Origin of the sequence: Serratia oryzae (assembly GCF_001976145.1) — a bacterium.
GTDB lineage: Bacteria > Pseudomonadota > Gammaproteobacteria > Enterobacterales > Enterobacteriaceae > Chania > Chania oryzae.
Map to the genome: position 1 here is coordinate 63,497 of NZ_MOXD01000007.1, position 23,963 is coordinate 87,459.

The window sequence follows — 23,963 nt, forward strand, 5'->3', positions numbered from 1 at the left end:
ATCGCATTTCGCACACTTTTCCCGATAGCTGACTGGTAAGCACCTACACTCAAAACAACCGTTTTGACCGAGGTGGTTTGCCATGATGACGTTACGCCAAATCCGCCACTTTATTGCCGTGGCAGAAACCGGCTCGATCTCCGCTGCTGCACAGGCGGTGTTTGTCTCGCAGTCTTCGCTAACCTTGGCGATCCAGCAGTTGGAAACCGAGATTGGCGTCCGGTTGTTCGAGCGCCATGCCAAAGGGATGAACCTGACTCACCAAGGCCATCAGTTTTTGCGCCAATCCTATCTGATCCTCGCCACCGTCGATAACGCCAAGCGCAGCCTGCAACTGGGCACCGAAAGCCTGAACGGCAAGCTGACCATCGGCGTCACCAGCCTGGTAGCCGGTTATTTTCTGGTGGAACTGCTCAAGCGCTTCAAATCGGCTTATCCCAACGTAACGATCCAGGTGATTGAGGATGAACGGCCGTATATCGAACATTTACTGGTGAGCGGTGAGATAGATATTGGGGTATTGATCCTGTCAAACATTGAAGATCGCGATGCATTGCAAACTGAAGTGCTGATGCATTCGCCGTATCGCCTGTGGCTGCCACCGTTGCACCCGTTACTGGAGCACGACAGTATCGGTTTAGCCGATGTGGCTAAACAGCCGCTGATCCAGCTTAACGTGGACGAAATGGATGTGCATGCCCGGCGGATTTGGGGACGAGTGGGCCTTAAGCCGGAAATAGCAATGAAGACGGCTTCCACCGAAGCGGTGCGCAGCCTGGTGGCCGCGGGGATGGGAATTGCCATTCTGCCGGATATGGCTTACCGCGCTTGGTCGCTGGAGGGTAATATGATCGAAGCGCGCAAGCTGGTGGATCTGCTGGAGCCGTTGGATATCGGCCTGGCATGGCGGCGTGGCAGCGCCCGGCCGGAGCTGGTAACGCCATTCCTCACTATTGCGCGTGAGAACAGCAAGATGAATGTGGCAGGCCTTAAGCATTCTATTTAATCGAACGCTGCCTTCAGTATTTAGAATTTGTTGTCCGCAGTACGCTCGCCTAGTCTGATAAAAACCAAACAATCACACTTGATTAACGTTTTTGTCACAAAAGGCGATCCGCAATGGCAGATGTGCATCAGGTTTCAGGTTTGTCCTGTCAGCAATTTATTAATGGCCACTCGGTAGAAGGCGAGGGCCATCATGAGCAGATCGTTAACCCTGCCAACGGCGAAACGCTGGTTACTCTTGCCGAGGCTTCTACCGTTCAGGTAGGGGCCGCTGTTGCTGCGGCACAGCAGGCTTTTTCCCATTGGTCACGCACTACGCCCGCTTTTCGCGCGGCTATTCTGCTGCGTATAGCCGATGCCATTGAACAGCAAGCTGAACGTTTGGCACGGCTCGAAGCGCTTAACTGCGGTAAACCCTTCCATCAGGCGCTGAACGACGATCTGCCTGCGGCCATCGATGTATTCCGTTTCTTCGCCGGGGCCGTGCGCACCCAGCAGGGGCAGTTGGCCGGTGAATATATTGCCGGCCACACCTCAATGATTCGCCGCGATCCGCTTGGCGTGGTCGCTTCCATCGCCCCCTGGAATTACCCGCTAATGATGGCCGCCTGGAAAATAGCTCCGGCGCTGGCTGCCGGTAATACCGTGGTATTCAAGCCTTCCGAACATACGCCGCTGACGATATTGGCGCTGGTGCCTGCGCTGCAGGAGATCCTGCCGCCAGGGGTGCTGAATATTGTTTATGGCGGCGGCGAAGGGGTGGGCAGCCATCTGGTGAATCATCCGCAGGTGCGGCTGGTTTCCGTTACCGGCGATATCGTCACCGGGCAGAAGATCCTGCAAGCGGCAGTGAAAAGCGTAAAACGCACTCATCTGGAGTTGGGGGGTAAAGCTCCGGTGATCGTCTGCGATGATGCCGATCTGGATGAGGTAGTCAGCAGCATCCGCACTTTTGGTTATTACAACGCCGGGCAAGATTGCACCGCCGCTTGCCGGATCTACGCGCAGGCGGGGATTTACCAGAAGCTGGTCGATGCCTTGGGTGAAGCGGTCGCTAGCCTGCGTTTCGCCCGCAAGCGCGATGAAGACAATGAGATTGGACCGTTGATCAGCAGCCGCCAGCGCGATCGCGTGGCCAGCTTTGTCGAACGCGCCCTCAGCCAGCCGCATATCGAACTGATTACCGGTGCGGCGGCCCATTCCGGCCCGGGTTTCTACTACCAGCCCACCTTGCTGGCAGGCTGCCTGCAAAGCGACGAGATCGTCCAACGTGAAGTGTTTGGCCCGGTGGTCAGCGTTACGCGCTTCGATACGCTGGAACAGGCCGTGAGCTGGGCGAATGATTCTGAATACGGGCTGGCCTCTTCGGTCTGGACGCAGAACATCGATCGCGCGCTGCACATCGCCGCGCATCTGCAATACGGCAGCACCTGGATCAACACCCACTTTACCTTGGCGAGTGAAATGCCGCACGGCGGCCTGAAACGCTCCGGCTACGGTAAGGATCTTTCCAGTGATTCATTACAGGATTACAGCGTTGTCAGGCATGTGATGGCGAAATTTAAATCCACCTTCTAGCCACACACCTGGCAAAAATCAGCCACTTTTCGATACGCAACACAGGGGTAATTACGATGGGAAAAACAACCGCAGTCACCACAGTTTCCGCACTCTGTATCACTGTTCTTTGCGGCATGGCGCAGGCCGCCGATAAGCCGCTTGGCAAAGGTGAAGGGCGGCTGGATATCATTGCCTGGCCTGGTTATATCGAACGTGGTCAGTCGGATAAAAATTACGATTGGGTGACCCAATTTGAGAAACAAACCGGCTGTGAGGTGAACGTGAAAACCGCCGCCACCTCCGATGAGATGGTTAGCCTGATGGCTAAGGGCGGTTATGACCTGGTGACCGCCTCCGGCGATGCGTCATTGCGCCTGATCTTCGGCAAACGCGTGCAGCCAATTGATACCACTTTGATCCCCAACTGGAAAAACGTCGATCCACGCCTACTGAACGGCCCGTGGTATACGGTAGCGGGTAAAACCTATGGTACGCCTTATCAGTGGGGGCCAAACGTGCTGATGTATAACAGCAAAACCTTCCCGACGCCGCCAGACAGTTGGGCGGTCGTCTTCCAGCAGCAAAATCTGCCGGATGGCAAAACCAACCAGGGCCGGGTACAGGCTTACGATGGCCCAATTTATATCGCCGATGCGGCGCTGTTCCTGAAGGCGACCCAGCCGCAACTGGGCATCACCGATCCCTACCAATTGAACGAAGAACAGTATCAGGCGGTACTCACGCTGTTACGCAGCCAGCACGCGCTGATCCACCGTTATTGGCACGATACCTCGGTACAGATGAGCGATTTCAAGAACGAAGGGGTCGTTGCCTCCGGTGCCTGGCCGTATCAGGCTAATGCCCTGAAAGGTGAAGGCCAGCCGATTGCCACCGTTTTCCCGAAAGAGGGGGTGACCGGCTGGGCGGATACCACCATGCTGCACGCTGAAGCTAAGCACCCAAGTTGCGCCTATCAGTGGATGAACTGGTCGCTGGAGCCGAAAGTGCAAGGGGATGTTGCCGCCTGGTTTGGTTCGTTACCTGCGGTGCCGGCAGGCTGTAAAGCTAGCGCTCTGCTCGGTGATAAAGGCTGTGAAACCAACGGCTTTAACCAGTTCGACAAGATCGCTTTCTGGAAAACACCACAGTCAGAAGGCGGCAAATTTGTGCCATACAGCCGTTGGACGCAGGACTATATCGCCATTATGGGCGGCAGATAAATATCAGCTTACTTATTCCGATCGCCTAACGGCCCCCTCTCCCTGTGGGAGAGGGTTGGGGTGAGTGGAAAGCAACGTGGAGCGCATATCATGAGCATTGCCGTACAGTTTATCGATGTTTCGCGTATTTTCGGCGATGTTCGTGCCGTTGATCGGGTTTCTGTCGACATTCGGGATGGAGAGTTTTTTTCCATGCTCGGGCCTTCCGGTTCGGGCAAAACCACCTGCCTGCGTTTGATCGCCGGTTTTGAGCAACTCAGTTCTGGTTCGATTCGCATTCATGGGCAAGAGGCCGCCAATCTGCCGCCATACCAGCGCGATGTGAATACCGTATTTCAGGATTACGCACTGTTCCCACATATGTCCGTGTTGGAAAACGTCGCCTATGGGCTGATGGTAAAAGGCGTTGCTAAACGTGAACGGCTGGCGCGGGCACAGCAGGCGCTGGAAAGCGTGGCGCTGGGGTTTGCCGCCGAACGTAAGCCCGCACATCTTTCCGGCGGCCAACGCCAGCGTGTGGCACTGGCGCGTGCGCTGGTCAATCGCCCACGTGTGTTGCTGCTGGATGAACCTTTGGGCGCCCTGGACTTGAAGCTGCGTGAGCAGATGCAAGGGGAGCTGAAAAAGCTGCAACGCCAGTTGGGTATCACCTTTATTTTTGTCACTCACGATCAGAGCGAAGCGTTGTCGATGTCGGATCGTGTCGCGGTATTCAACAATGGCCGCATTGAACAAGTGGACTCACCGCGTGAGCTGTATATGCGGCCAAGAACGCCATTTGTCGCCGAGTTTGTTGGCACCTCCAATGTGGTGCGCAGCGATCTGGCGCAGCGCTTATTGGGGCAGAGCGCCACCTTCTCAATTCGCCCGGAACACATTCGCCTGCTGGATCACAGCGCGGCTGCGCAGGGGGAAATTCAGGTACAGGGCACGTTGCAGGATATCCATTATCAGGGAGCGGCTACCCGTTACGAAGTCGCCCTGAGCAGCGGGGAGAAATTGCTGGTCAGCCAGGCTAACCCGCAGTGGCAGGCGGCTGAACAGCAGCGCCTGATCGGCCAGCCGGTGACCGCCTGCTGGGCGCGTGAGGCCATGGTGCCGCTGCTGGAGGAGAGGTGAGATGGAGATGAGCATCGAGAATCCGGTTTCATCGAGTGGTAAAATCCGCGCACTTTCCACCTACCTGTACCGCAAGCCGACGCTGTATCTGCTGTTGTTGCTGGTGCCGCCGTTATTGTGGTTTGGTGCAGTCTATCTGGGGTCATTGCTGACGCTGCTGTGGCAGGGGTTCTACACCTTTGATGACTTCACCATGACGGAGACGCCGGATCTGACCTTTGCCAACCTGCGCGCGCTGTTTAACCCCGCCAACTACGACATCATCGTACGCACGCTCACCATGGCGGTGCTGGTGTCGCTGGCCAGTGCGGTACTGGCGTTCCCGATTGCTTATTACATGGCGCGCTATACCAGCGGCAAAGTTAAGGCGTTCTTTTATATCGCCGTGATGATGCCGATGTGGGCCAGCTATATCGTCAAAGCCTATGCCTGGACGCTGTTGCTGGCTAAAGATGGCGTGGCGCAGTGGTTCCTGCAACATATGGGGTTGGAGCCTTTGTTGGCGGGGATCCTGAGCATTCCCGGCGTGGGGGGGAATACGCTGTCCACCTCCGGCCTGGGGCGTTTTCTGGTGTTTGTCTATATCTGGCTGCCGTTCATGATCCTGCCGATCCAAGCCGCCTTAGAACGCTTACCCCCTTCACTGCTGCACGCCTCTGCAGATCTCGGCGCACGCCCGGCGCAGACGTTTCGTTATGTGATCTTGCCGCTGGCGGTGCCGGGGATTGCCGCCGGTTCGATTTTCACCTTCTCGCTGACGCTGGGGGATTTTATCGTGCCCCAGCTGGTGGGGCCGCCGGGCTATTTTATCGGCAGCATGGTGTACGCCCAGCAAGGGGCGATCGGCAATATGCCGATGGCGGCGGCCTTTACTCTGGTGCCGATCGTGCTGATTGCGATTTATCTTTCCATTGTCAAACGCTTGGGGGCTTTCGATGCACTCTGAACGCGCGCCATTAGGGCTGAAGTTGGCCGCCTGGGGCGGCCTGATCTTCCTGCACTTCCCGCTGGCGATTATCGCCATCTACGCCTTCAATACCGAAGAAGCGGCATTCAGCTTCCCGCCGCAGGGCCTGACGCTGCGCTGGTTCAGCGTGGCCGCCGGGCGGCAGGATATTATCGATGCGGTGCTGCTTTCGGTGCAGATTGCCAGCCTGGCGACCGCCATTGCGCTGGTGTTGGGCACGTTGGCGGCCGCAGCGCTGTACCGCCGTGATTTCTTCGGTAAACAGAGTATTTCCTTGTTGCTGCTGTTGCCGATCGCCTTGCCAGGGATTGTCACCGGCATCGCGCTGCTGGCGGCCTTCAAGGCGCTGAATATCGAACCGGGGATCATGACCATTGTGATCGGCCACGCCACATTCTGCGTGGTGATCGTCTTCAACAACGTGATCGCCCGCTTCCGCCGGACTTCCCACAGTTTGATCGAAGCATCGATGGATCTGGGTGCCGATGGTTGGCAAACCTTCCGCTATGTGATCCTGCCTAATCTCGGCTCGGCGCTGCTGGCGGGGGGCATGCTGGCGTTCGCCCTGTCATTCGATGAAATCATTGTGACCACCTTTACCGCCGGACATGAGCGCACGCTGCCGCTGTGGTTGCTGAACCAGCTAGGGCGGCCGCGCGATGTGCCGATCACCAACGTGGTGGCGCTGTCGGTGATGGTGCTGACCATGATCCCGATTCTGGGGGCTTACTACCTGACTAAAGGTGGGGAAAGCGTTGCGGGTAGCGGCAAGTAGCTTGAACTCTTACGTCCATTTTTTTAAAGGAAAACCTTATGCAAAGCCAACTGCTGATTAATGGCCAACTGATTGCGGGCCAAGGGGAGACGCTGCCGGTAGTGAACCCGGCGACGGGAGAGGTGATTGTGCAGGTGGCAGAGGCCAGTGCACAGCAGGTGGATCAGGCCGTATTGGCGGCCGATGCCGCGTTCGCTACCTGGGGGCAAACCACGCCGAAAGAGCGGTCCGAACATCTGCTGAAACTGGCTGATGTGATTGACGAGCACGCAGCGGCCTTCGCCGAGTTGGAGTCTCTCAACTGCGGCAAACCCTATCACTGTGTGCTGAATGATGAGCTGCCTGCGGTGGCCGATGTGTTCCGCTTCTTTGCCGGTGCCAGCCGTTGCCTGAGCGGGTTGGCCGCCGGTGAGTATCTGGCCGGGCATACCTCGATGATCCGCCGCGACCCGTTGGGCGTGGTGGCTTCGATCGCCCCTTGGAACTATCCACTGATGATGGCCGCCTGGAAGCTGGCACCGGCGCTGGCGGCGGGCAACTGTGTGGTCATCAAGCCTTCCGAGCAGACCCCGTTAACCACCTTCAAACTGGCAGAATTGGCGGCAGGTATTTTTCCGCCGGGGGTGCTGAACGTGTTGTTTGGCCGTGGGGCCAGCGTCGGTGATGTGCTGACGGGGCACAGCAAGGTACGTATGGTCTCGCTTACCGGCTCTATCGCGACCGGCGAACATATTATTGCCCACACCGCGCCAGGCATTAAGCGCACGCATATGGAACTGGGCGGAAAAGCTCCGGTGTTGGTGTTTGATGATGCCGATCTGGATCAGGTGGTGGAAGGGATTCGCACCTTTGGTTTTTACAATGCCGGGCAGGATTGCACCGCCGCCTGCCGTATTTATGCGCAGAAAGGCATTTATCCACGCCTGGTGCAAGCCTTGGGCGCCGCGGTAACCAGCCTGAAAATTGGGCCGCCGGAAGACAGCAGCACCGAACTGGGGCCGTTGATCACCGTACAGCATCTGGAACGGGTGGTTGGCTTTGTTGAGCGGGCCAAAGCCTTGCCGCATGTGCAGGTGGTGACCGGCGGCGAGAAGGTGAATGGCCCAGGGTTTTATTTCCAGCCGACGCTGCTGGCCGGTGCGCGCCAGGAAGATGAAATTGTGCAACGCGAAGTTTTCGGCCCGGTGGTAACGGTCACGCCGTTTGATGATGAAGCGCAGGTATTGGCCTGGGCAAATGATTCAAACTATGGCTTGGCCTCTTCGCTGTGGACGCGCGACGTTGGCCGCGCACATCGTCTGAGTGCGCGCCTGCAGTATGGTTGCACCTGGGTGAACACGCACTTTATGCTGGTCAGTGAAATGCCGCACGGGGGGCAGAAGCTGTCTGGCTACGGCAAAGATATGTCGATGTATGGGCTGGAGGATTACACCGTTATCCGCCATGTGATGTTTAAGCATTGATATACCCGTCATATTTCAAATTGCAGGTGCGTTGGCTTTGTTACTCGGCCCATCCGTGGGCCTCGCCCCTGTGGGGCCGCTGCAAGCAGCGTTCAAATCTGCTCCCGGCAGATTTGTCACCCACCCCAGTCACTTACTGATGTAAGCTCCTGGGGATTATGAGCTTCATTGTTGAGGCTCACTCTACGAGCCAGCGCAAGCGCTTTTCAAATCGGTCTTTGACCGATTTGTCGCTGCGTTACTCGGATGATTTAGGGTATACATTGGATTTTCTCTGCAAAATAACGCGCTTTTCAGGCTGATAAAAAATGAAGGATGTCATGAATGGCTATCACTCGTCGTGATTTTCTCAATGGGGTGGCGATTAGCATCGCCGCCGGGTTAACGCCGATGCAAATTCTGCGAGCATCGCCGCAAACCGCCAACAAAACCCTCTATTATCCGCCCGCCATCACGGGCCTGCGGGGTAACCATCCCGGTTCATTTGAATACGCCCATCAGTTGGGCCGTGATGGCAAAGCGTTTGATTTTGGTTCGGCACCCGTTGAAGAGGAGTTCGATCTGGTGGTGGTCGGTGCAGGCATCAGCGGCCTGGCTGCCGCCTGTTTCTGGCAGCAGATGAAAGGGCGGCAACAGCGCATTTTGCTGCTTGATAACCATGATGACTTTGGTGGGCACGCCAAGCGCAATGAGTTCAGCAGTGAAAACGGCATGATCCTGGGGTACGGTGGCAGTGAGTCGCTGCAGTCACCGCGCTCCAACTTCAGCCCGGTGGCGCTGGGGCTGCTGCAGAAACTGGGCGTCAGCATCGATAATCTGGAAAAGGCGTTCGATAAAACCTTCTACCCGGATCTGAATCTGAGCCGTGGCGTTTACTTTGATCGCAAAAACTTTGGCGTCGACAAAGTGGTGAGTGGCGATCCGGGCCGGGTGGTAGCAGATGATATCCCGCGTGATCGCCTCAATGGCCGTTCCTATGAAGCGTTTATTGGGGATTTCCCGTTACCGGAAAGCGATCGGCAGGCGTTGATTGCGCTGCACACCGTCAACAAAGATTATTTGCCGGGGATGAGCCAGGAAGAAAAGGTCGACTGGCTGGATAAACACAGCTACAGCCAGTTCCTGCGTGAGAAAGTGGGGCTGAGTGAAATGGCCATCCGCTATTTCCAGCAAGCTACCAATGATTTCCAGGCGGTAGGTATTGACGCCACCTCCTGCAGCGACGCGCGGATTTGCGACTTGCCGGGCCTGAACGGCATGAATCTGCCGCCGCTGGATGAAGAGTCACAGGCGGATCTCGACGATCCTTACGTGTTCCATTTCCCAGACGGCAATGCCTCGCTGGCACGCCTGATGGTGCGCCATCTGATCCCGGCTGTTGCTCCGGGTAACGATATGAACGATATCGTGATGGCGCAGTTTGATTACAGCCAGCTCGATCGTCCTGAATCGCCGGTGAAGCTGCGCTTGAGCAGCACAGGGCTGCATGTGGCTAACGTGGGTGATAAGGTGGAGGTGTCTTACATCAACGGGGTGAATGTTTCCAAGGTGCGTGCCGGGCAGGTGGTGATGGCCGGCTACAATATGATGATCCCTTATCTGGTACCGGAAATGCCGCAGGCGCAGCAGGAAGCGCTGAAGCAGAACGTGAAATCCCCCTTGGTGTACAGCAACGTGGTGATCCGTAACTGGCAGCCGTTTATTAAGCTGGGTGTGCATGAGGTCTATTCCCCCACCGCGCCTTATAGCCGCGTCAAGTTGGACTATCCGGTGAGTATGGGGGGCTATCAGCATCCGCGCGATCCGAATCAGCCGATTGGCCTGCACATGGTGTATGTTCCTACTTTGGCGGGCAGCGGCCTCAGCCCGCGTGAGCAATCGCGTAAAGGGCGAGCCTTGCTGTTGGGAACCCCTTTTGAGGTCCATGAACAGATGATCCGTGAACAACTGCAGGGCATGCTGGGTGCTGCCGGGTTTGACCATCAGCGTGATATTCAGGCGATCACCGTTAACCGCTGGTCACATGGTTATTCGTACTTCCTCAATGGCATGTTTGATGATGAAGACGAAGCGAAAAAAATTATTGAAACGGCACGGCAGCCGATCGGCAAGATCGTGATTGCCAATTCAGACTCCGACTGGAGCCCGTATGCCAATTCGGCCATCGATCAGGCCTGGCGTGCAGTGAATGAACTGGCCTATGGCAAGGTTGCTGCTAAGGAGGGAGCATGAGTCTGCGCCCGCTGTATCTGATGTTGTTGCTGGCCGCAGGTTCGGCGCAGGCCATGTCTGCGGGGGAATACGTTGCCAAGGCAGGCGACTGCACCGCCTGCCATACCCTGCCAGCTGGCAAACCCTTGGCTGGCGGGATGAAGTTCCCCACTCCTCTAGGGGATATCTATGCCACCAACATCACGCCCGATGCGGTGCATGGCATTGGGGCCTATAGCTTTGCAGAGTTCGACCGCGCGATGCGCCAAGGCATTGCCAAAGATGGCCACCGATTGTATCCGGCAATGCCTTACACCTCTTACGCCAAAATGAGCGCAGAGGATATGCGTGCACTGTATGACTACCTGATGCATGAGGTTACGGCGCAGCCCGTAGCCAACCGAGAAAGCGATATCAGTTGGCCGCTCTCTATGCGCTGGCCGTTGGCGGTATGGAACAGCCTGTTCCATGAGGATCAACCCTATCAGGCAGATAGCAAGCAAAGCGCCGAGTGGAATCGTGGAGCCTATCTGGTGCAGGGGCTAGGCCATTGCGGCAGTTGCCATACGCCGCGCGGCTGGGCCATGCAGGAAAAAGGGCTGGACAGCAAAACGCCAGAGTTTTTGAGCGGGGCGGAGCTGGACGGTTGGTATGCACCGAGCCTACGTGGAATGAAGCAGGATGAGGTGGTCTCCCTGCTGAAAACCGGGCGCAGCCAGCATGCGGCGGTGGCTGGGCCGATGAGCGACGTGGTGACGCACAGTACCCAGTATCTCAGCGATGCCGATCTGAGCAGTATTGCGCTTTACCTGCATAGTTTGGCGGTGACAACGCCGAAAACAGCTAATGTGCCGTCTGCCGCTATCAGCACGCTGGAAGCGGGCAGGCAGACCTATGCTACCTATTGCGTTACCTGCCACGGCGACTCAGGGCAGGGCAGCGATCGCGTGATTCCTGCTTTGGCTGGCAACTCGACGGTGACGGCAGAGAATCCGTTGACTGCGCTGCGCGTGGTACTGGAAGGTGCGCATACCCCAATTACTCAACAGGCCACTACCGTGATTATGCCAGGCTATGGCTGGACGTTGACCGATGCGGATGCTGCGGAGTTGATGAGTTACTTGCGCGGCAGTTGGGGCAATCAGGCTGCGCCAGTCACTGCCGATCAGGTGAAGGCGGCACGTGCGTTGAAAGCACAGTAAAACCGCAGGGTGCGGTTGATACCGCACCCTGACACTCTGTTTACAGCACTTTATGTGGGCCAAAGCATTCGTAGTGGATGCGTTCGGCTGCGACGCCCATTGCCAGCAACTGCTGGGCAACAAACTGCATAAACGGCACCGGGCCACAGAAATAGTAATGCATCTGCGGATGATTCAATGTGCTATGCAACGGGCTGAGATCCATCAAGCCGCGGCTGTGGTAGTCACGGCCTGCCACATCGTCAGCGCCAGGTTCGCGATACCAGACATGACGGCTCAGGTTTGGCATGCGCTCGGCGATCGCTGCCACTTCGCTAGCAAAGGCGTGAACTGCGCCGTTCTCTGCAGCATGCAGCCAATGAATCTCGCCCTGATGCTGCTTAGCGTACAGGCTATTGAGCATACCCAACATCGGTGTTTGGCCAACGCCAGCAGAAATCAGCGTCACCGGTGTGGTGGGCTCAACCTCCAGGAAGAAATCACCGTGTGGCGGCGCGACATGGATCACGTCACCTTCTTTGGCCTGCTGATGCAGGAAGTTGGAAACCGCGCCCTGATCCTCACGTTTTACCGCGATACGGTAATATTCACCGTTCGGCGCAGCAGTCAGCGAATATTGGCGTATTTCCTGATGCTCCAGGCTGGCATCGTTGATATACACCGCCAGATACTGGCCCGGTTTGAAATCAGCCACTTTGCCACCGTCTACCGGTGCCAACGTGAAGCTGCAAATCACCTCGCTTTCTGGCTGTTTTTTAACGATGCGGAACGCACGCAGATCGCGCCAGCCGCCGTGGTTCTTTTCACTTTCTTGGTAGATCTGGTCTTCACGCTGGATAAAAACGTTCGCTAACACACCATAGGCTTTGCCCCAGGCGTCCAGCACTTCCTGGCCTGGGCTGAGCATTTCGTCCAACGTGGCCAACAGATGGCTGCCGACAATCTGATACTGATCCGGCTGGATGTTGAAGCTGGCATGTTTCTGCGCGATGCGCTCCACCGCTGGCAGCAGTGCCGCCAGATTTTCCAGGTTGCTGGCGTAGGCGCAGATGGCATCAAACAACGCCTGACGCTGATCGCCGTTGCGCTGATTGCTCATATTGAAAATATCTTTCAATTCGGGGTGATGGGCAAACATGCGATCGTAGAAGTGGGCGGTGAGTTTCGGGCCGGTGGCGACGAGCAAAGGAATAGTGGATTTTACGGTGGCGATGGTTTGGCTATCCAGCATGGAAGCGCTCCTTAGGGTGATTTTAATGTTGCATTTAAAATGAATGTTATTGATTTCAACCGGGCTTGTAAATACCCGCGTTGATTGGCGTTTTATCGAACATGAACAAACCGCACAATTACCATGAGTAAAAGTCCGTTGCCAATAAAGGGGCATTGAGTAGCTCAAAGCCTTGCGCTGCCTAAAGCCAATCGTTTGCGTAAAAACCTCTGTCAAGACCTATCCTCGGCAGGGGGAAACAGTTTACACTGTTGCCCAGAACCCAAACGGGTAGTTATTTGGTGATTTAAGTCAGGAGATGCCGGATGTTAAAGCGTGAAATGAACATTGCTGATTATGATGCCGAACTGTGGGCAGCCATGGAGCAGGAAGTGGTGCGTCAGGAAGAGCATATTGAACTGATTGCGTCTGAGAACTACACCAGCCCGCGCGTGATGCAGGCTCAGGGGTCTCAACTGACCAACAAATACGCAGAAGGCTATCCGGGCAAGCGTTATTACGGCGGTTGCGAATACGTGGATATCGTTGAGCAACTGGCGATCGATCGTGCCAAAGCGCTGTTCGGCGCAGATTACGCCAACGTTCAGCCGCACTCTGGCTCTCAGGCCAACTTTGCGGTTTATACCGCACTGCTGCAGCCGGGCGACACCATTCTGGGGATGAACCTGGCACATGGCGGCCACCTGACCCACGGCTCACCGGTCAACCTGTCCGGCAAACTGTATAACGTGGTGCCTTACGGCATCGACGAAAGCGGTCAGATCGACTATGACGATCTGGCAAAACAGGCGCAGAAGCACAAACCAAAAATGATCATCGGCGGCTTCTCGGCGTTCTCCGGCGTTGTTGATTGGGCAAAAATGCGTGAAATCGCCGACAGCATCGGTGCTTACCTGTTCGTCGATATGGCGCACGTGGCTGGCCTGATCGCGGCCGATGTCTATCCTAACCCGGTTCCTCACGCGCATGTTGTGACCACCACGACCCATAAAACCCTGGCGGGCCCACGTGGCGGCCTGATCCTGGCGAAGGGCGGTGATGAGGAGTTTTACAAGAAGCTGAACTCTGCCGTATTCCCGGGTGGCCAGGGCGGCCCGCTGATGCATGTGATCGCCGGTAAAGCGGTAGCGCTGAAAGAAGCGATGGAGCCTGAATTCAAGGTGTACCAGCAGAAAGTGGCGAGTAACGCTAAAGCGATGGTAGAAGTATTCCTGGCGCGTGGCTACAAAGTGGTTTCCGGCGGTACGCATAACCACCTGTTCCTGCTGGATCTGGTGGACAAAAACCTGACCGGTAAAGAAGCCGATGCCGCTCTGGGCCGTGCCAATATCACCGTTAACAAAAACAGTGTGCCAAACGATCCGAAGAGCCCGTTTGTGACTTCCGGTATTCGTATCGGTACTCCTGCAGTAACCCGTCGCGGCTTCCAGGAAGCCGATGTGCGTGAGCTGTCTGGCTGGATCTGTGACGTGCTGGATAACATCAACGACGAAGCTACTATCGAACGCACCAAGAAGAAAGTGCTCGATATCTGTGCGCGTCTGCCGGTTTACGCGTAATTACGCTGAGCTGCCTACCAAGAAACCCGCTGCGGCGGCAATGCCGTTCACTTAAGCGCAAAACGGCATAATTATGCAGCAGGTGCTGAAGGTGTGGCCTCCCTGTGGGAGAGGGCCGGGGTGAGGGGCTTTAGTTTAGTGATCTTCCCCTCACCCTAACCCTCTCCCCGAGGGAGAGGGAACCGGTTAGCCTTAACTGATCGGCATTGCGCTGTGGCGGATTTTTTACGCTTATTACAGGTAAATTGTGAACTCCTTTGCACTCTAACCCTTTGAGTGTGAATGAGGATTGCTACAGTGTGTGAGCTCTGTCAAAGTATTGCCCTCATCCCGGAGGGAACATGGTTCTGCAATCAACGCGTTGGCTCGCTCTCAGCTATTTCACCTACTTTTTTGCTTATGGCATTTTTCTTCCGTTCTGGAGTGTTTGGCTAAACGGCGAAGGTATCCCGCCGGAAACTATCGGCATCTTGCTGGGGGCCGGGCTGGTGGCGCGTTTCCTGGGTAGCCTGCTGATTGCGCCGCGCGTCAAGGATCCTTCCCATTTAGTCACCGCATTGCGTCTTTTAGCCTTGTTGACGTTGGCATGCGCCATTGGCTTCTGCTTTGGTAACGGCTGGGCCTGGCTGATGTTGGTGATTGCCGGTTTCAACCTGTTTTTCTCCCCGCTGGTCCCCTTGACCGATGCGTTGGCCGCCACCTGGCAGCGGCAGATCGCGCTGGATTATGGCCGAGTGCGGCTATGGGGATCGCTGGCCTTTGTGATCGGTTCGGCGTTGACCGGCAAGCTGGTTTCCGTCTGGGGCCATAACGCGATTTTGTACAGTTTGCTGTTCAGCCTGTTGGCGATGCTGCTGGGGATGCTGCTGAGGCCCAGCGTGATGCCGCAGGGGGACGCTCGTGTGCAGAGTGACGCGGCTCGTTCCTGGCGTGAACTGCTCACTGAAGGGCCGGTATGGCGCTTTCTGCTGTGCGTCACTCTGCTGCAGGGGGCTCATGCTGCTTACTACAGCTTTGCTTCTATCTATTGGCAAGAGGCGGGGTACTCTGCGGCGACCATTGGCTACCTGTGGTCGCTGGGCGTGGTGGCCGAAGTGATTATCTTTGCCAGCAGCAATTTCCTGTTCCGCCGCTGGAATGCGCGTAACCTGCTGCTGCTTTCGGCGCTGTGTGGCCTGCTGCGCTGGGGCCTGATGGCCTCTAGCACTGAACTCGGTGGCTTGTTGCTGATGCAGGTGCTGCATTGCGGTACCTTCACCGTTTGCCATCTGGCGGCGATGCGTTTTATCGCGGCACGCCAGGGGGCAGAAGTGATCCGCTTGCAGGCGGTTTACTCTAGCTTGGCGATGGGCGGTGGAATCGCGATCATGACCGTGTTGGCTGGCTTCCTGTTTGAGCACTTACAGGGCGGGGTATTCTGGGTGATGGCGGCAGTGGTAGTGCCCGCGTTGTTTATCCGCCCACCGGCTGCCAGCAGTCGCTAAGGCTTTTCCAGCAGCGCACGCAGCGCTTTGCGCTGCTGGCGAGTCAACGGCAGGGCGATCTGCACCAGCCCCCGATCTTCCACTGCATAGGGGCTGATCACTAAAGGGATCCCCGGTGGCGCGCCAGAGTGCAGGTAATCTGCCAACGGCAGATACTTGATATTAAGCGGCAACAGCGTCAGTTCGCGGAGCTGATATTCTACATCCTCTTCTAACTGCGGATCGTTTTGCGTCAGCAGCAGGAGTTGCTTTTCCTGCAGCGCATTCCCCTGCATCAGCCAGGCGCCAAAGCTGATAGCGACCAATCCAGCCTCTTCCCGTGAAAATCGAATGTCATACTCCTGTTCCAGCGGGGCTAAGGCTTGCTGTGTAGTACGCATCAAACGCGGATATTTGCGTACCACCTCTTCCAGTAGCAGATTGTCGATACCAATAGCAAAACGACAGCGTTCTATAGCCGGAGCCAAGTGGGCGAACAGTTGGCTAATGAGTTCTTCCCTGCTGCTGAAGTTCATGCCAGAGATGTGCTGAAATCGTTCCACCATGTGCTCAATGGCGGCCAGCAGACGTCGATCTTCCGCTGAGTCGCTGCTTTCATAGCTGTGTTTTTTCAGCATGATCAGCGTCAGTACCAGAAAATCGCACTCGCACGTATTTACGGGGTGGCTGAACAACCGGCTCAGCGCTTGATGCAGCTCGGTGGCGGCAGGTTGCTCCGGTTTGCACTGTAACCATTGATGCTGAACCGCATCGAAATGGGGGTGATGCTGGTGCTGGCTATCCCAAGCGCAATAGCACAGATAATGTTGCAACAGTTGCCGATCGCGCTGTTCGAAACAACGGTTAAGCCATTGTTCACACTGGTTAATGCACCCTTCCAGCTCGGGCATTTGCTGGGGGGGCAGCAACACGGCTTGCCACAGTTGCGGGCCAAAATGCTGTTCGACAAATTCCGGGCTGCAACGCAAGGCACGCCGTAGCCAGTGCAGCAGGCAAAGACGCTGGTTGAGCGTAGTTCCCAGAATCTGGTAGCCATCAGCGGCATTGCCGCAGATTTCCAGGTGGTAGAAACGCTGGATTTCACTGGCAACCTCGGCTATATCTTGCCGGGCAGTGGGGAGGTCGACGCCATTGATTCGGCTGATAGTCTCCAGTTGCACTGTGGGCAGCGGCGTATACAACATCAGTAGCAGATGGCAGCGCCGTTGTTGACCGGAGAGCTCAGGCACAGAAGAAGTGTCTAGGCTCATATCACCTTCTGGAAGGTTATGTTTAAATTCTGCTTAAGCATAGCAAAAGGCATCGTGGCGGCGCGGTTGTTGCCCCTGGTTTTATCTCGGCTTACCACTTTCGTCACAGTTCTGCCGTGCTTTACGGCTCGTTGAAGCGTGGTTTATGTTACTTTATAACAAGAATGAGTATGATTTGATGATGAAACTACGTGGCCTGTTGGCCGGTCTGTTAAGCTTGTGCAGCGTGGGTGTGTTGGCCCACCCACACAGTTTTATCGATATGAACACCACCTTTGTGGCGAAAGATCAGAAACTGATCGGTTTGAAAATGGTTTGGGTTATGGATGAAATCACCTCGGCAGATCTGCTGTATGACGCAGAAAATGCCAAAAGCGACTCGGAAATCTGGAAGAAGCTGGCGGCAGAGGTGATGGCCAACGTGCTGGGGCAGCACTATTTCACCGATATTTATCGCGACGGTAAACCGGTGAAGTATCTGAATTTGCCGACGGAATACCATCTTGCCCGTCAGGGGCATAAAGCCGTGTTGGAGTTTGTGTTGCCGCTGGCCGAACCGCAGGCGTTGGCCGGTAAGCCGTTTGAGATTTCCACCTACGATCCCACCTATTTTGTCGATATGGCCTATCAGGATAAGCAAGCGTTGCACTTGCCGCCAGACATGGCGCAGCGGTGCAAATTCAGCCTGGTTACGCCAAAGCCGGATTCATCATTGCAGGCTTATGCCTTATCTCTCGATAAAAACGATGCCCCTCCTGAAGATCTGGCGCTGGGGCAGCAGTTTGCGCAGCGGGTGACGTTGCAATGTCAGTAAACCTCATTCCGCCTGCTAAAAAACGCCATTGGCTGTTCAGCCTGTGGCCACTGTGGTTGCTGTTTATCGCTTTGGCGGCAGGTGCGCAACTGGCGTGGCAGTATTGGCCCCAACTGTTGACGCAAAGCGTGGTGTGGCAAAAAGAGCTGCATCAGCAAATGGCCGCCTTGTTGCAACAGGTTAAAGCAGCGCCGCAGCAGGCCGGGCTGGCATTGATGCTGTTCAGCTTGAGTTACGGTGTGCTGCATGCGCTCGGGCCGGGCCACGGCAAGGTGGTGATCGCCACTTATCTGGCAACCCATCCGACGCGGCTGAAAAGCAGCTTGCAGCTGACGTTTGCCGCCTCTCTGCTGCAAGGGGTGGTAGCGATTGCTTTGGTTACGTTGCTACTGGTGGTGTTGCAGCTCTCATCGCGTCAACTGCATCAAAGCAGTTTCTGGCTGGAGAAAGGCAGTTTTATTCTGGTGATGTTGCTGGGGGGATTGCTGAGCTGGCGGGCACTGAAACGTTTATATCAGGCAGTGAAAGCCATGCGGCCAGCGCCGACGATGCGTATTAGCAGTTTGCAACCGCTGCCAGCCGATCATGTTCACAGTGCTCACTGTGGTTGCGGGCATCGGCATTTACCCAGTGATGCTGAACTGCAGGCGGGTAATGATTGGCGCACCCGAACGGCGATCGTGCTGGCGATGGGCATGCGGCCATGTTCCGGCGCAATTCTGGTGTTGCTGTTTTCTAAGGTGATTGGCGTATTTACCTGGGGCATTCTTTCGGCGCTGGCGATGGCGCTTGGCACATCGTTGACCATTTCTGCACTGGCGTTGTTTGTGCATTACAGCCGCAAACTGGCGATGCGTATCAGCCGCCAACGTGCGCCAACGGCTTGGAGCGCGCTGGCCTGGGGAGCGTTGGCGTTGGCTGGCGGGCTTATCCTGTTATTCGCCGGAGTGTTGCTCTACGTTAGCGCGCAGCCGGAATTGGGAGGCGGCATCCGTCCTTTCGCCCGTTAGCAGGCATAAAAAACGCTGCGTGTGCAGCGTTTTCCCGATCGTTCGGTCAGTTGAACCCGCGATCTTAGCGCTTCAGCGCTTCGCTCAACTCTTCACGCATGGCAGACAGCAATGCCTTCACTACACGCGGGTTACCGGCAACCACGTTGCCTGAGCTCAGGTGGTTGTGGCCACCGACGAAATCGGTCACCAGGCCGCCAGACTCGCGAACCAGCAGTTCACCAGCGGCGAAATCCCAAGGCTTCAGGCCGATCTCAAAGAAGCCGTCAACGCGGCCAGCGGCCACGTAAGCCAGATCCAGCGCTGCAGAACCGGTGCGGCGGAAGTCGGCACACTGGATGAACAGTTTACCCAGCACATTGATGTACGCAGGTGCATGCTGTTTAACTTTGAACGGGAAGCCAGTGGCAAGGATGGTGCCATCCAGATCTTTGGCATTGGTGCCGCGCAGACGGTAACCGTTGAGCTGTGCGCCCTGGCCACGGGTGGCGGTGAACAGTTCATTACGCATTGGATCGTAGACTACTGCAACTTCGGTGCGGCCTTTGATGCGCACGGCGATAGATACTGAGAAATGGGGGAAACGTTTGATGAAGTTGGCGGTGCCATCCAGTGGATCGATTACCCATTGTACGTCCTGATCAACGCCGGTTAATTCACCGCACTCTTCACCAATGATGGTGTGCTGTGGGTAAGATTTACGGATGATGTCGATGATCAGATGCTCTGCATCGCGATCGACGTTAGTGACGAAATCGTTGGACCCTTTTTGTGTCGCTTCTACAGCGTCTGGGGTTTCGTAATTTTTGACAATCAGGTTACCGGCCTTGCGCGCAGCGCGCACGGCGATAGTCAGCATCGGATGCATGGGTATCTTCCACAGGATGTTAAAGAACAAGAAACGGCGCGAAGTATAGCAGGTGTTCGGCAAAATGCCTACGGCTGTGTTAGAATGCTACGATTTTCCGCTACGCTCAGAGTTTGTATGCTGCACAATATCCGCATTATCCTGGTTGAAACCTCCCATACTGGTAACATGGGCTCGACTGCCCGTGCGATGAAAACCATGGGGTTAGCCAATCTTTATCTGGTTAATCCGTTGGTGAAGCCGGACTCACAGGCGATCGCGCTGGCGGCGGGTGCCAGCGATGTTATTGGTAATGCCACCCTCGTTGATACTTTTGATGAAGCGATTGCCGGTTGCAGCCTGGTCGTGGGCACCAGTGCGCGTTCGCGTACCTTGCCTTGGCCGATGCTGGAACCTCGTGAATGCGGTGAGCGTGCCATACAGGAAGGGGAGCAGGGGCCGGTTGCCCTGGTGTTTGGCCGTGAGCGTGTCGGCTTAACCAATGATGAATTGCAGAAATGCCATTATCATGTGGCCATTCCAGCCAACCCGGATTACAGCTCGTTGAATCTGGCGATGGCGGTGCAGATCCTGGCATATGAAGTGCGCGTTGCTTATCTTGCGCGCCAGCAGCAGGGCGTTCCGCCGCAGGAAGAGACACCTTATCCGCTGGTGGACGATCTCGAGCGTTTTTATCAGCACCTGGAGCAGACGCTGCTGCATACCGGCTTTATCCGTGCTGCACATCCGGGGCAGGTGATGAGCCGTTTGCGGCGTTTATTTACCCGGGCACGCCCAGAAGCGCAAGAGCTGAATATTTTGCGTGGGATGCTGACGTCGATCGAAAAACAGGATAAACATCAAGGTAATTAATGGCCATGCCACTTGAGCAATAGCATTATTTATCTGATGGTTATAAGATGTATTTTATATGCATTAGATTCAGCAAAGCACAAAATGAACTAATACTTGAGTAAATTACTAGGTTAAATAGTTGACTGTATTACTCAGGAATGTCAAACTTTCGGCCATGTTTGACCAATAGGTAACCATTTAGCTATGAGACTGACATCCAAAGGCCGTTATGCCGTAACCGCCATGCTCGACGTAGCATTGCATTCCCAGGAAGGGCCAGTACCATTGGCGGATATTTCTGAACGCCAGGGTATCTCGCTCTCTTATCTGGAACAATTATTTTCCCGTCTGCGTAAGAATGGCCTGGTGGCCAGCGTACGCGGGCCGGGCGGTGGTTATCTGCTGGGCAGAAACGCGGGTGAGATCGCGGTAGGCGCGGTGATCACGGCCGTTGATGAGTCGGTAGACGCCACCCGTTGCCAGGGCAAAGAAGGCTGCCAAGGCGGCGATCGTTGTCTGACCCATACCCTGTGGCGCGATCTGAGCGAGCGCATCAGCGGGTTTCTGAATAACATTACGCTGGCTGAACTGGTCAATAACCAGGAAGTGTTGGATGTGGCAGATCGTCAAAACAACGGTACGCGCCGCATGACCAATGGTCGACTGCAAGAAACGATCAACGTTAATCTGCGCGCATAAGCAGCTAGCGATAAATTTATTCGTTTTTGGAAGTGATGTACGGAGCACAAGAGCAATGAAATTACCGATTTATCTGGACTACTCTGCAACCACTCCGGTCGATCCGCGTGTTGCTGAGAAGATGATGCAGTTTTTGACCCTGGACGGTACTTTCGGCAACCCAGCCTCCCGCTCCCACCGTTTCGGGTGGCAGGCGGAAGAAGCGGTAGATATCGCCCGCAACCAGATCGCTGAGCTGGTTGGCGCTGACCCACGTGAAATCGTGTTCACTTCTGGGGCTACCGAATCCAACAACCTGGCGATCAAAGGCGCAGCCAATTTCTATCAGAAGAAAGGCAAGCACGTCATCACCAGCAAAACCGAACATAAAGCCGTGCTCGACACCTGCCGCCAGCTTGAGCGCGAAGGTTTTGAAGTCACCTACCTGGCGCCTCAGAGCAATGGGATTATCGACCTCAAAGAACTCGAAGCAGCGATGCGTGAAGACACCATTCTGGTTTCCATCATGCATGTGAACAACGAAATCGGCGTGGTGCAGGATATCGAAGCCATCGGCGAAATGTGCCGTGCGCGCGGTATCATCTACCATGTGGATGCCACCCAGAGCGTGGGTAAACTACCGATCGATCTGAGTAAACTGAAAGTTGACCTGATGTCTTTCTCTGGTCACAAGATCTATGGCCCGAAAGGTATCGGTGCGCTTTACGTGCGTCGTAAGCCGCGTATCCGTATCGAAGCCCAGATCCACGGCGGCGGTCATGAACGCGGTATGCGTTCCGGCACCTTGCCAGTTCACCAGATCGTCGGCATGGGCGAAGCCTATCGCATTGCCAAAGAAGAAATGGCGAGTGAGATGGCGCGTCTGCGTATCTTGCGCGATCGTCTGTGGAACGGCGTGAAAGATATGGAAGAAGTGTATCTGAACGGCGATTTGGAGCAGGGGGCTCCGAACATTCTCAACGTCAGCTTCAACTATGTTGAAGGTGAGTCGCTGATCATGGCGCTGAAAGATCTGGCGGTTTCTTCAGGTTCTGCCTGTACTTCTGCCAGCCTTGAACCTTCCTATGTGCTGCGTGCGCTGGGTATGAGTGATGAGTTAGCGCACAGCTCGATCCGTTTCTCTCTGGGGCGTTTCACCACGGAAGAAGAGATCGACTACACCATTTCGCTGGTGCGTAAATCCATCGGCCGTCTGCGCGATCTCTCCCCGCTGTGGGAAATGTTCAAGCAGGGCGTGGATATCAACAGCATCGAATGGGCACATCATTAATTCTCAGGATTCAGGAGCAACGTCATGGCTTACAGCGAAAAAGTAATCGATCACTACGAAAACCCACGTAACGTGGGATCCTTTGACAACGAAGATCCTACCGTCGGTAGCGGCATGGTAGGGGCTCCGGCCTGCGGCGACGTGATGAAGCTGCAGATCAAGGTCAACAACGAAGGCATTATCGAAGATGCCCGTTTCAAAACTTACGGCTGCGGTTCTGCTATCGCCTCCAGCTCGTTGGTGACCGAATGGATGAAAGGCAAGTCGCTTGATCAGGCTGAAGCGATCAAGAATACCCAGATCGCCGAAGAGCTGGAGTTGCCGCCGGTTAAAATTCACTGCTCGATCCTGGCCGAAGACGCCATCAAAGCAGCCATTGCCGACTACAAAAGCAAACACAGCGCCAAGTAATTTTTTGAGTGATACCCGATCGATTTCCAGCCGCCGTTAACGGCGGCGTGAGTGAATGCCAGAGGGTATATTGAGTGTGAGGTTGTTATGTCGATTACTATGAGCGACAGCGCTGCACAGCGTGTTCAGGCGTTTTTGAATCACCGTGGCAAAGGTCTTGGCTTGCGCTTGGGAGTGCGGACTTCTGGCTGTTCCGGGATGGCGTATGTGCTCGAATTTGTTGATGAAACGAACGATGACGACATCGTTTTTGAAGACAAAGGTGTCAAGGTGATCATTGACGGCAAGAGCCTGGTCTACCTTGACGGCACTGAACTTGATTTCGTCAAGGAAGGCCTGAACGAAGGTTTCAAGTTCAACAACCCGAACGTCTCAAGCGAGTGTGGCTGCGGCGAAAGTTTCAACGTCTGACACTCCATCGTGCTCCCCCGCAGGGCGGGGGAACCTTAACCATCACGATAACGCCCAGAGCACGCTATGGATTACTTTACTTTATTTGGGCTACCGGTTCGCTATAGCGTGGACGGTAGCTTGCTGACCTCGCGCTACCAGGACTTGCAGCGCCAATTTCATCCCGATCGCAATGCCCTCCAGCCTGAACGTGAACGCCTGATGGCGTTGCAGCAGGCGGCAACCATCAATGAAGCCTACCACTCGCTGAAGCACCCGTTAAAACGCGCGGAGTATATGTTATCTTTGCACGGCTTTGATTTGCGCAATGAGCAGCACACGATGCGCGATACTGCGTTTCTGATGGAGCAGTTGGAACTGCGTGAAGAGCTGGATGCGATTGAACGCCAGCCCGATGCGGAAAGCGCGCTCACGGCTTTCGCCGCACGCCTGAGCGAGGCATTTAAGCGGCGCAGTACGCAGATGGTGCAGGAACTGGATAACGAGCAGTGGCCGCAAGCCGCTGATAGCGTGCGTAAATTACGTTTTTTGGACAAACTTCAGCAGCAGGTTGAACAACTCGAAGAAAAATTGCTGGGTTTTGAGTAATACATTTTGATT

At 55.6% G+C, this 23,963-nt stretch carries 22 protein-coding genes; 19 read left to right on the top strand and 3 right to left on the bottom strand.

Annotation, left to right across the window (positions count from 1 at the left end; genetic code table 11):
- Nucleotides 1–82 precede the first annotated feature (82 nt).
- From BMI79_RS13890 to BMI79_RS13930, 9 genes are all read left to right on the top strand, one after another.
- Nucleotides 83–1,006: a LysR substrate-binding domain-containing protein gene (locus BMI79_RS13890; RefSeq protein WP_076942734.1), complete on the top strand. Its 924-nt coding sequence runs from the start codon at nt 83–85 to the stop codon at nt 1,004–1,006.
- Nucleotides 1,007–1,119: 113 nt separating this feature from the next.
- On the top strand, nt 1,120–2,583 hold the full coding sequence (locus BMI79_RS13895; protein WP_076942735.1) for a gamma-aminobutyraldehyde dehydrogenase: 1,464 nt from the start codon (nt 1,120–1,122) through the stop codon (nt 2,581–2,583).
- 56 nt (nt 2,584–2,639) lie between these two features.
- Nucleotides 2,640–3,785 carry a putative ABC transporter substrate-binding protein YdcS gene (ydcS, locus tag BMI79_RS13900; RefSeq protein ID WP_076942736.1) on the top strand — a complete coding sequence of 382 codons (1,146 nt, stop codon included), beginning with the start codon at nt 2,640–2,642 and terminating at the stop codon, nt 3,783–3,785.
- A 90-nt stretch (nt 3,786–3,875) separates the two neighbouring features.
- Nucleotides 3,876–4,904, top strand: coding sequence for an ABC transporter ATP-binding protein (locus BMI79_RS13905; RefSeq protein WP_076942737.1), 1,029 nt, complete (start codon nt 3,876–3,878; stop codon nt 4,902–4,904).
- Nucleotide 4,905: 1 nt separating this feature from the next.
- Nucleotides 4,906–5,850 carry an ABC transporter permease gene (locus tag BMI79_RS13910; RefSeq protein WP_076942738.1) on the top strand — a complete coding sequence of 315 codons (945 nt, stop codon included), beginning with the start codon at nt 4,906–4,908 and terminating at the stop codon, nt 5,848–5,850.
- Nucleotides 5,840–6,646: an ABC transporter permease gene (locus BMI79_RS13915; protein ID WP_037395389.1), complete on the top strand. Its 807-nt coding sequence runs from the start codon at nt 5,840–5,842 to the stop codon at nt 6,644–6,646. Before BMI79_RS13910 ends, BMI79_RS13915 begins: the two co-directional genes overlap by 11 nt.
- A gap of 38 nt (nt 6,647–6,684) precedes the next feature.
- A complete protein-coding gene (gene patD / locus BMI79_RS13920) occupies nt 6,685–8,109 on the top strand; it encodes an aminobutyraldehyde dehydrogenase (protein WP_076942739.1) in 1,425 nt (474 codons plus the stop codon).
- Nucleotides 8,110–8,433: 324 nt separating this feature from the next.
- Nucleotides 8,434–10,341: an NAD(P)/FAD-dependent oxidoreductase gene (locus BMI79_RS13925; RefSeq protein ID WP_076942740.1), complete on the top strand. Its 1,908-nt coding sequence runs from the start codon at nt 8,434–8,436 to the stop codon at nt 10,339–10,341.
- A complete protein-coding gene (locus BMI79_RS13930) occupies nt 10,338–11,522 on the top strand; it encodes a cytochrome c (RefSeq protein WP_076942741.1) in 1,185 nt (394 codons plus the stop codon). Before BMI79_RS13925 ends, BMI79_RS13930 begins: the two co-directional genes overlap by 4 nt.
- 40 nt (nt 11,523–11,562) lie before the next feature.
- Here BMI79_RS13930 and hmpA read toward each other — a convergent pair whose 3' ends face one another.
- Nucleotides 11,563–12,753, bottom strand: a complete 1,191-nt coding sequence (gene hmpA, locus BMI79_RS13935) for an NO-inducible flavohemoprotein (protein ID WP_076942742.1) — start codon at nt 12,751–12,753, stop codon at nt 11,563–11,565.
- Nucleotides 12,754–13,058: 305 nt separating this feature from the next.
- Here hmpA and glyA point away from each other — a divergent pair, with 305 nt between their 5' ends.
- Nucleotides 13,059–14,312 (top strand): serine hydroxymethyltransferase, encoded by a 1,254-nt coding sequence (glyA, locus tag BMI79_RS13940; protein WP_076942743.1) that lies wholly within the window; start codon nt 13,059–13,061, stop codon nt 14,310–14,312.
- 341 nt (nt 14,313–14,653) lie between these two features.
- Entirely contained in the window at nt 14,654–15,796 is a 1,143-nt protein-coding gene (locus BMI79_RS13945; RefSeq protein WP_076942744.1) for a 3-phenylpropionate MFS transporter, read from the top strand.
- Here BMI79_RS13945 and csiE read toward each other — a convergent pair.
- Nucleotides 15,793–17,046, bottom strand: coding sequence for a stationary phase inducible protein CsiE (gene csiE, locus BMI79_RS13950; protein ID WP_076942745.1), 1,254 nt, complete (start codon nt 17,044–17,046; stop codon nt 15,793–15,795). The genes BMI79_RS13945 and csiE overlap by 4 nt on opposite strands.
- 145 nt (nt 17,047–17,191) lie before the next feature.
- Here csiE and BMI79_RS13955 point away from each other — a divergent pair, with 145 nt between their 5' ends.
- Both BMI79_RS13955 and BMI79_RS13960 read left to right on the top strand, forming a co-directional pair.
- The gene (locus BMI79_RS13955; protein ID WP_076942746.1) at nt 17,192–17,860 is read left to right on the top strand and encodes a DUF1007 family protein; all 669 of its coding nucleotides are present in this window, start codon (nt 17,192–17,194) and stop codon (nt 17,858–17,860) included.
- Nucleotides 17,851–18,870: a nickel/cobalt transporter gene (locus BMI79_RS13960; protein WP_076942747.1), complete on the top strand. Its 1,020-nt coding sequence runs from the start codon at nt 17,851–17,853 to the stop codon at nt 18,868–18,870. The genes BMI79_RS13955 and BMI79_RS13960 overlap by 10 nt, the downstream gene beginning before the upstream one ends.
- Before the next feature lie 64 nt (nt 18,871–18,934).
- On the opposite strand, the gene suhB is transcribed toward BMI79_RS13960, so the two are convergent.
- Nucleotides 18,935–19,738: an inositol-1-monophosphatase gene (suhB, locus tag BMI79_RS13965; RefSeq protein WP_076942748.1), complete on the bottom strand. Its 804-nt coding sequence runs from the start codon at nt 19,736–19,738 to the stop codon at nt 18,935–18,937.
- 117 nt (nt 19,739–19,855) lie between these two features.
- On the opposite strand from suhB, the gene trmJ reads away from it, so the two are divergent.
- From trmJ to hscB, 6 genes are all read left to right on the top strand, one after another.
- Entirely contained in the window at nt 19,856–20,590 is a 735-nt protein-coding gene (gene trmJ / locus BMI79_RS13970) for a tRNA (cytosine(32)/uridine(32)-2'-O)-methyltransferase TrmJ (protein WP_076942749.1), read from the top strand.
- 186 nt (nt 20,591–20,776) lie between these two features.
- Complete coding sequence (gene iscR, locus BMI79_RS13975; protein ID WP_076942750.1) at nt 20,777–21,271, top strand: Fe-S cluster assembly transcriptional regulator IscR; 495 nt, start codon at nt 20,777–20,779, stop codon at nt 21,269–21,271.
- Between the two features lie 55 nt (nt 21,272–21,326).
- Nucleotides 21,327–22,541 carry a cysteine desulfurase gene (gene iscS / locus BMI79_RS13980; RefSeq protein WP_076942751.1) on the top strand — a complete coding sequence of 405 codons (1,215 nt, stop codon included), beginning with the start codon at nt 21,327–21,329 and terminating at the stop codon, nt 22,539–22,541.
- Nucleotides 22,542–22,565: 24 nt separating this feature from the next.
- Nucleotides 22,566–22,952 carry a Fe-S cluster assembly scaffold IscU gene (iscU, locus tag BMI79_RS13985; protein ID WP_004952090.1) on the top strand — a complete coding sequence of 129 codons (387 nt, stop codon included), beginning with the start codon at nt 22,566–22,568 and terminating at the stop codon, nt 22,950–22,952.
- 87 nt (nt 22,953–23,039) lie between these two features.
- The gene (gene iscA, locus BMI79_RS13990; RefSeq protein WP_024913153.1) at nt 23,040–23,363 is read left to right on the top strand and encodes an iron-sulfur cluster assembly protein IscA; all 324 of its coding nucleotides are present in this window, start codon (nt 23,040–23,042) and stop codon (nt 23,361–23,363) included.
- Nucleotides 23,364–23,429: 66 nt separating this feature from the next.
- The gene (gene hscB, locus BMI79_RS13995; RefSeq protein WP_076942752.1) at nt 23,430–23,951 is read left to right on the top strand and encodes a co-chaperone HscB; all 522 of its coding nucleotides are present in this window, start codon (nt 23,430–23,432) and stop codon (nt 23,949–23,951) included.
- Nucleotides 23,952–23,963: the final 12 nt, after the last annotated feature.

Excerpts from the sequence above, each read along its gene's own strand:
- BMI79_RS13890 (WP_076942734.1), top strand. The coding sequence starts at position 83 with ATGATGACGTTACGCCAAATCCGCCACTTTATTGCCGTGGCAGAAACC.
- BMI79_RS13895 (WP_076942735.1), top strand. The coding sequence starts at position 1,120 with ATGGCAGATGTGCATCAGGTTTCAGGTTTGTCCTGTCAGCAATTTATT.
- ydcS (WP_076942736.1), top strand. The coding sequence starts at position 2,640 with ATGGGAAAAACAACCGCAGTCACCACAGTTTCCGCACTCTGTATCACT.
- BMI79_RS13905 (WP_076942737.1), top strand. The coding sequence starts at position 3,876 with ATGAGCATTGCCGTACAGTTTATCGATGTTTCGCGTATTTTCGGCGAT.
- BMI79_RS13910 (WP_076942738.1), top strand. The coding sequence starts at position 4,906 with ATGGAGATGAGCATCGAGAATCCGGTTTCATCGAGTGGTAAAATCCGC.
- BMI79_RS13915 (WP_037395389.1), top strand. The coding sequence starts at position 5,840 with ATGCACTCTGAACGCGCGCCATTAGGGCTGAAGTTGGCCGCCTGGGGC.
- patD (WP_076942739.1), top strand. The coding sequence starts at position 6,685 with ATGCAAAGCCAACTGCTGATTAATGGCCAACTGATTGCGGGCCAAGGG.
- BMI79_RS13925 (WP_076942740.1), top strand. The coding sequence starts at position 8,434 with ATGGCTATCACTCGTCGTGATTTTCTCAATGGGGTGGCGATTAGCATC.
- BMI79_RS13930 (WP_076942741.1), top strand. The coding sequence starts at position 10,338 with ATGAGTCTGCGCCCGCTGTATCTGATGTTGTTGCTGGCCGCAGGTTCG.
- hmpA (WP_076942742.1), bottom strand. The coding sequence starts at position 12,753 with ATGCTGGATAGCCAAACCATCGCCACCGTAAAATCCACTATTCCTTTG.
- glyA (WP_076942743.1), top strand. The coding sequence starts at position 13,059 with ATGTTAAAGCGTGAAATGAACATTGCTGATTATGATGCCGAACTGTGG.
- BMI79_RS13945 (WP_076942744.1), top strand. The coding sequence starts at position 14,654 with ATGGTTCTGCAATCAACGCGTTGGCTCGCTCTCAGCTATTTCACCTAC.
- csiE (WP_076942745.1), bottom strand. The coding sequence starts at position 17,046 with ATGAGCCTAGACACTTCTTCTGTGCCTGAGCTCTCCGGTCAACAACGG.
- BMI79_RS13955 (WP_076942746.1), top strand. The coding sequence starts at position 17,192 with ATGTTACTTTATAACAAGAATGAGTATGATTTGATGATGAAACTACGT.
- BMI79_RS13960 (WP_076942747.1), top strand. The coding sequence starts at position 17,851 with ATGTCAGTAAACCTCATTCCGCCTGCTAAAAAACGCCATTGGCTGTTC.
- suhB (WP_076942748.1), bottom strand. The coding sequence starts at position 19,738 with ATGCATCCGATGCTGACTATCGCCGTGCGCGCTGCGCGCAAGGCCGGT.
- trmJ (WP_076942749.1), top strand. The coding sequence starts at position 19,856 with ATGCTGCACAATATCCGCATTATCCTGGTTGAAACCTCCCATACTGGT.
- iscR (WP_076942750.1), top strand. The coding sequence starts at position 20,777 with ATGAGACTGACATCCAAAGGCCGTTATGCCGTAACCGCCATGCTCGAC.
- iscS (WP_076942751.1), top strand. The coding sequence starts at position 21,327 with ATGAAATTACCGATTTATCTGGACTACTCTGCAACCACTCCGGTCGAT.
- iscU (WP_004952090.1), top strand. The coding sequence starts at position 22,566 with ATGGCTTACAGCGAAAAAGTAATCGATCACTACGAAAACCCACGTAAC.
- iscA (WP_024913153.1), top strand. The coding sequence starts at position 23,040 with ATGTCGATTACTATGAGCGACAGCGCTGCACAGCGTGTTCAGGCGTTT.
- hscB (WP_076942752.1), top strand. The coding sequence starts at position 23,430 with ATGGATTACTTTACTTTATTTGGGCTACCGGTTCGCTATAGCGTGGAC.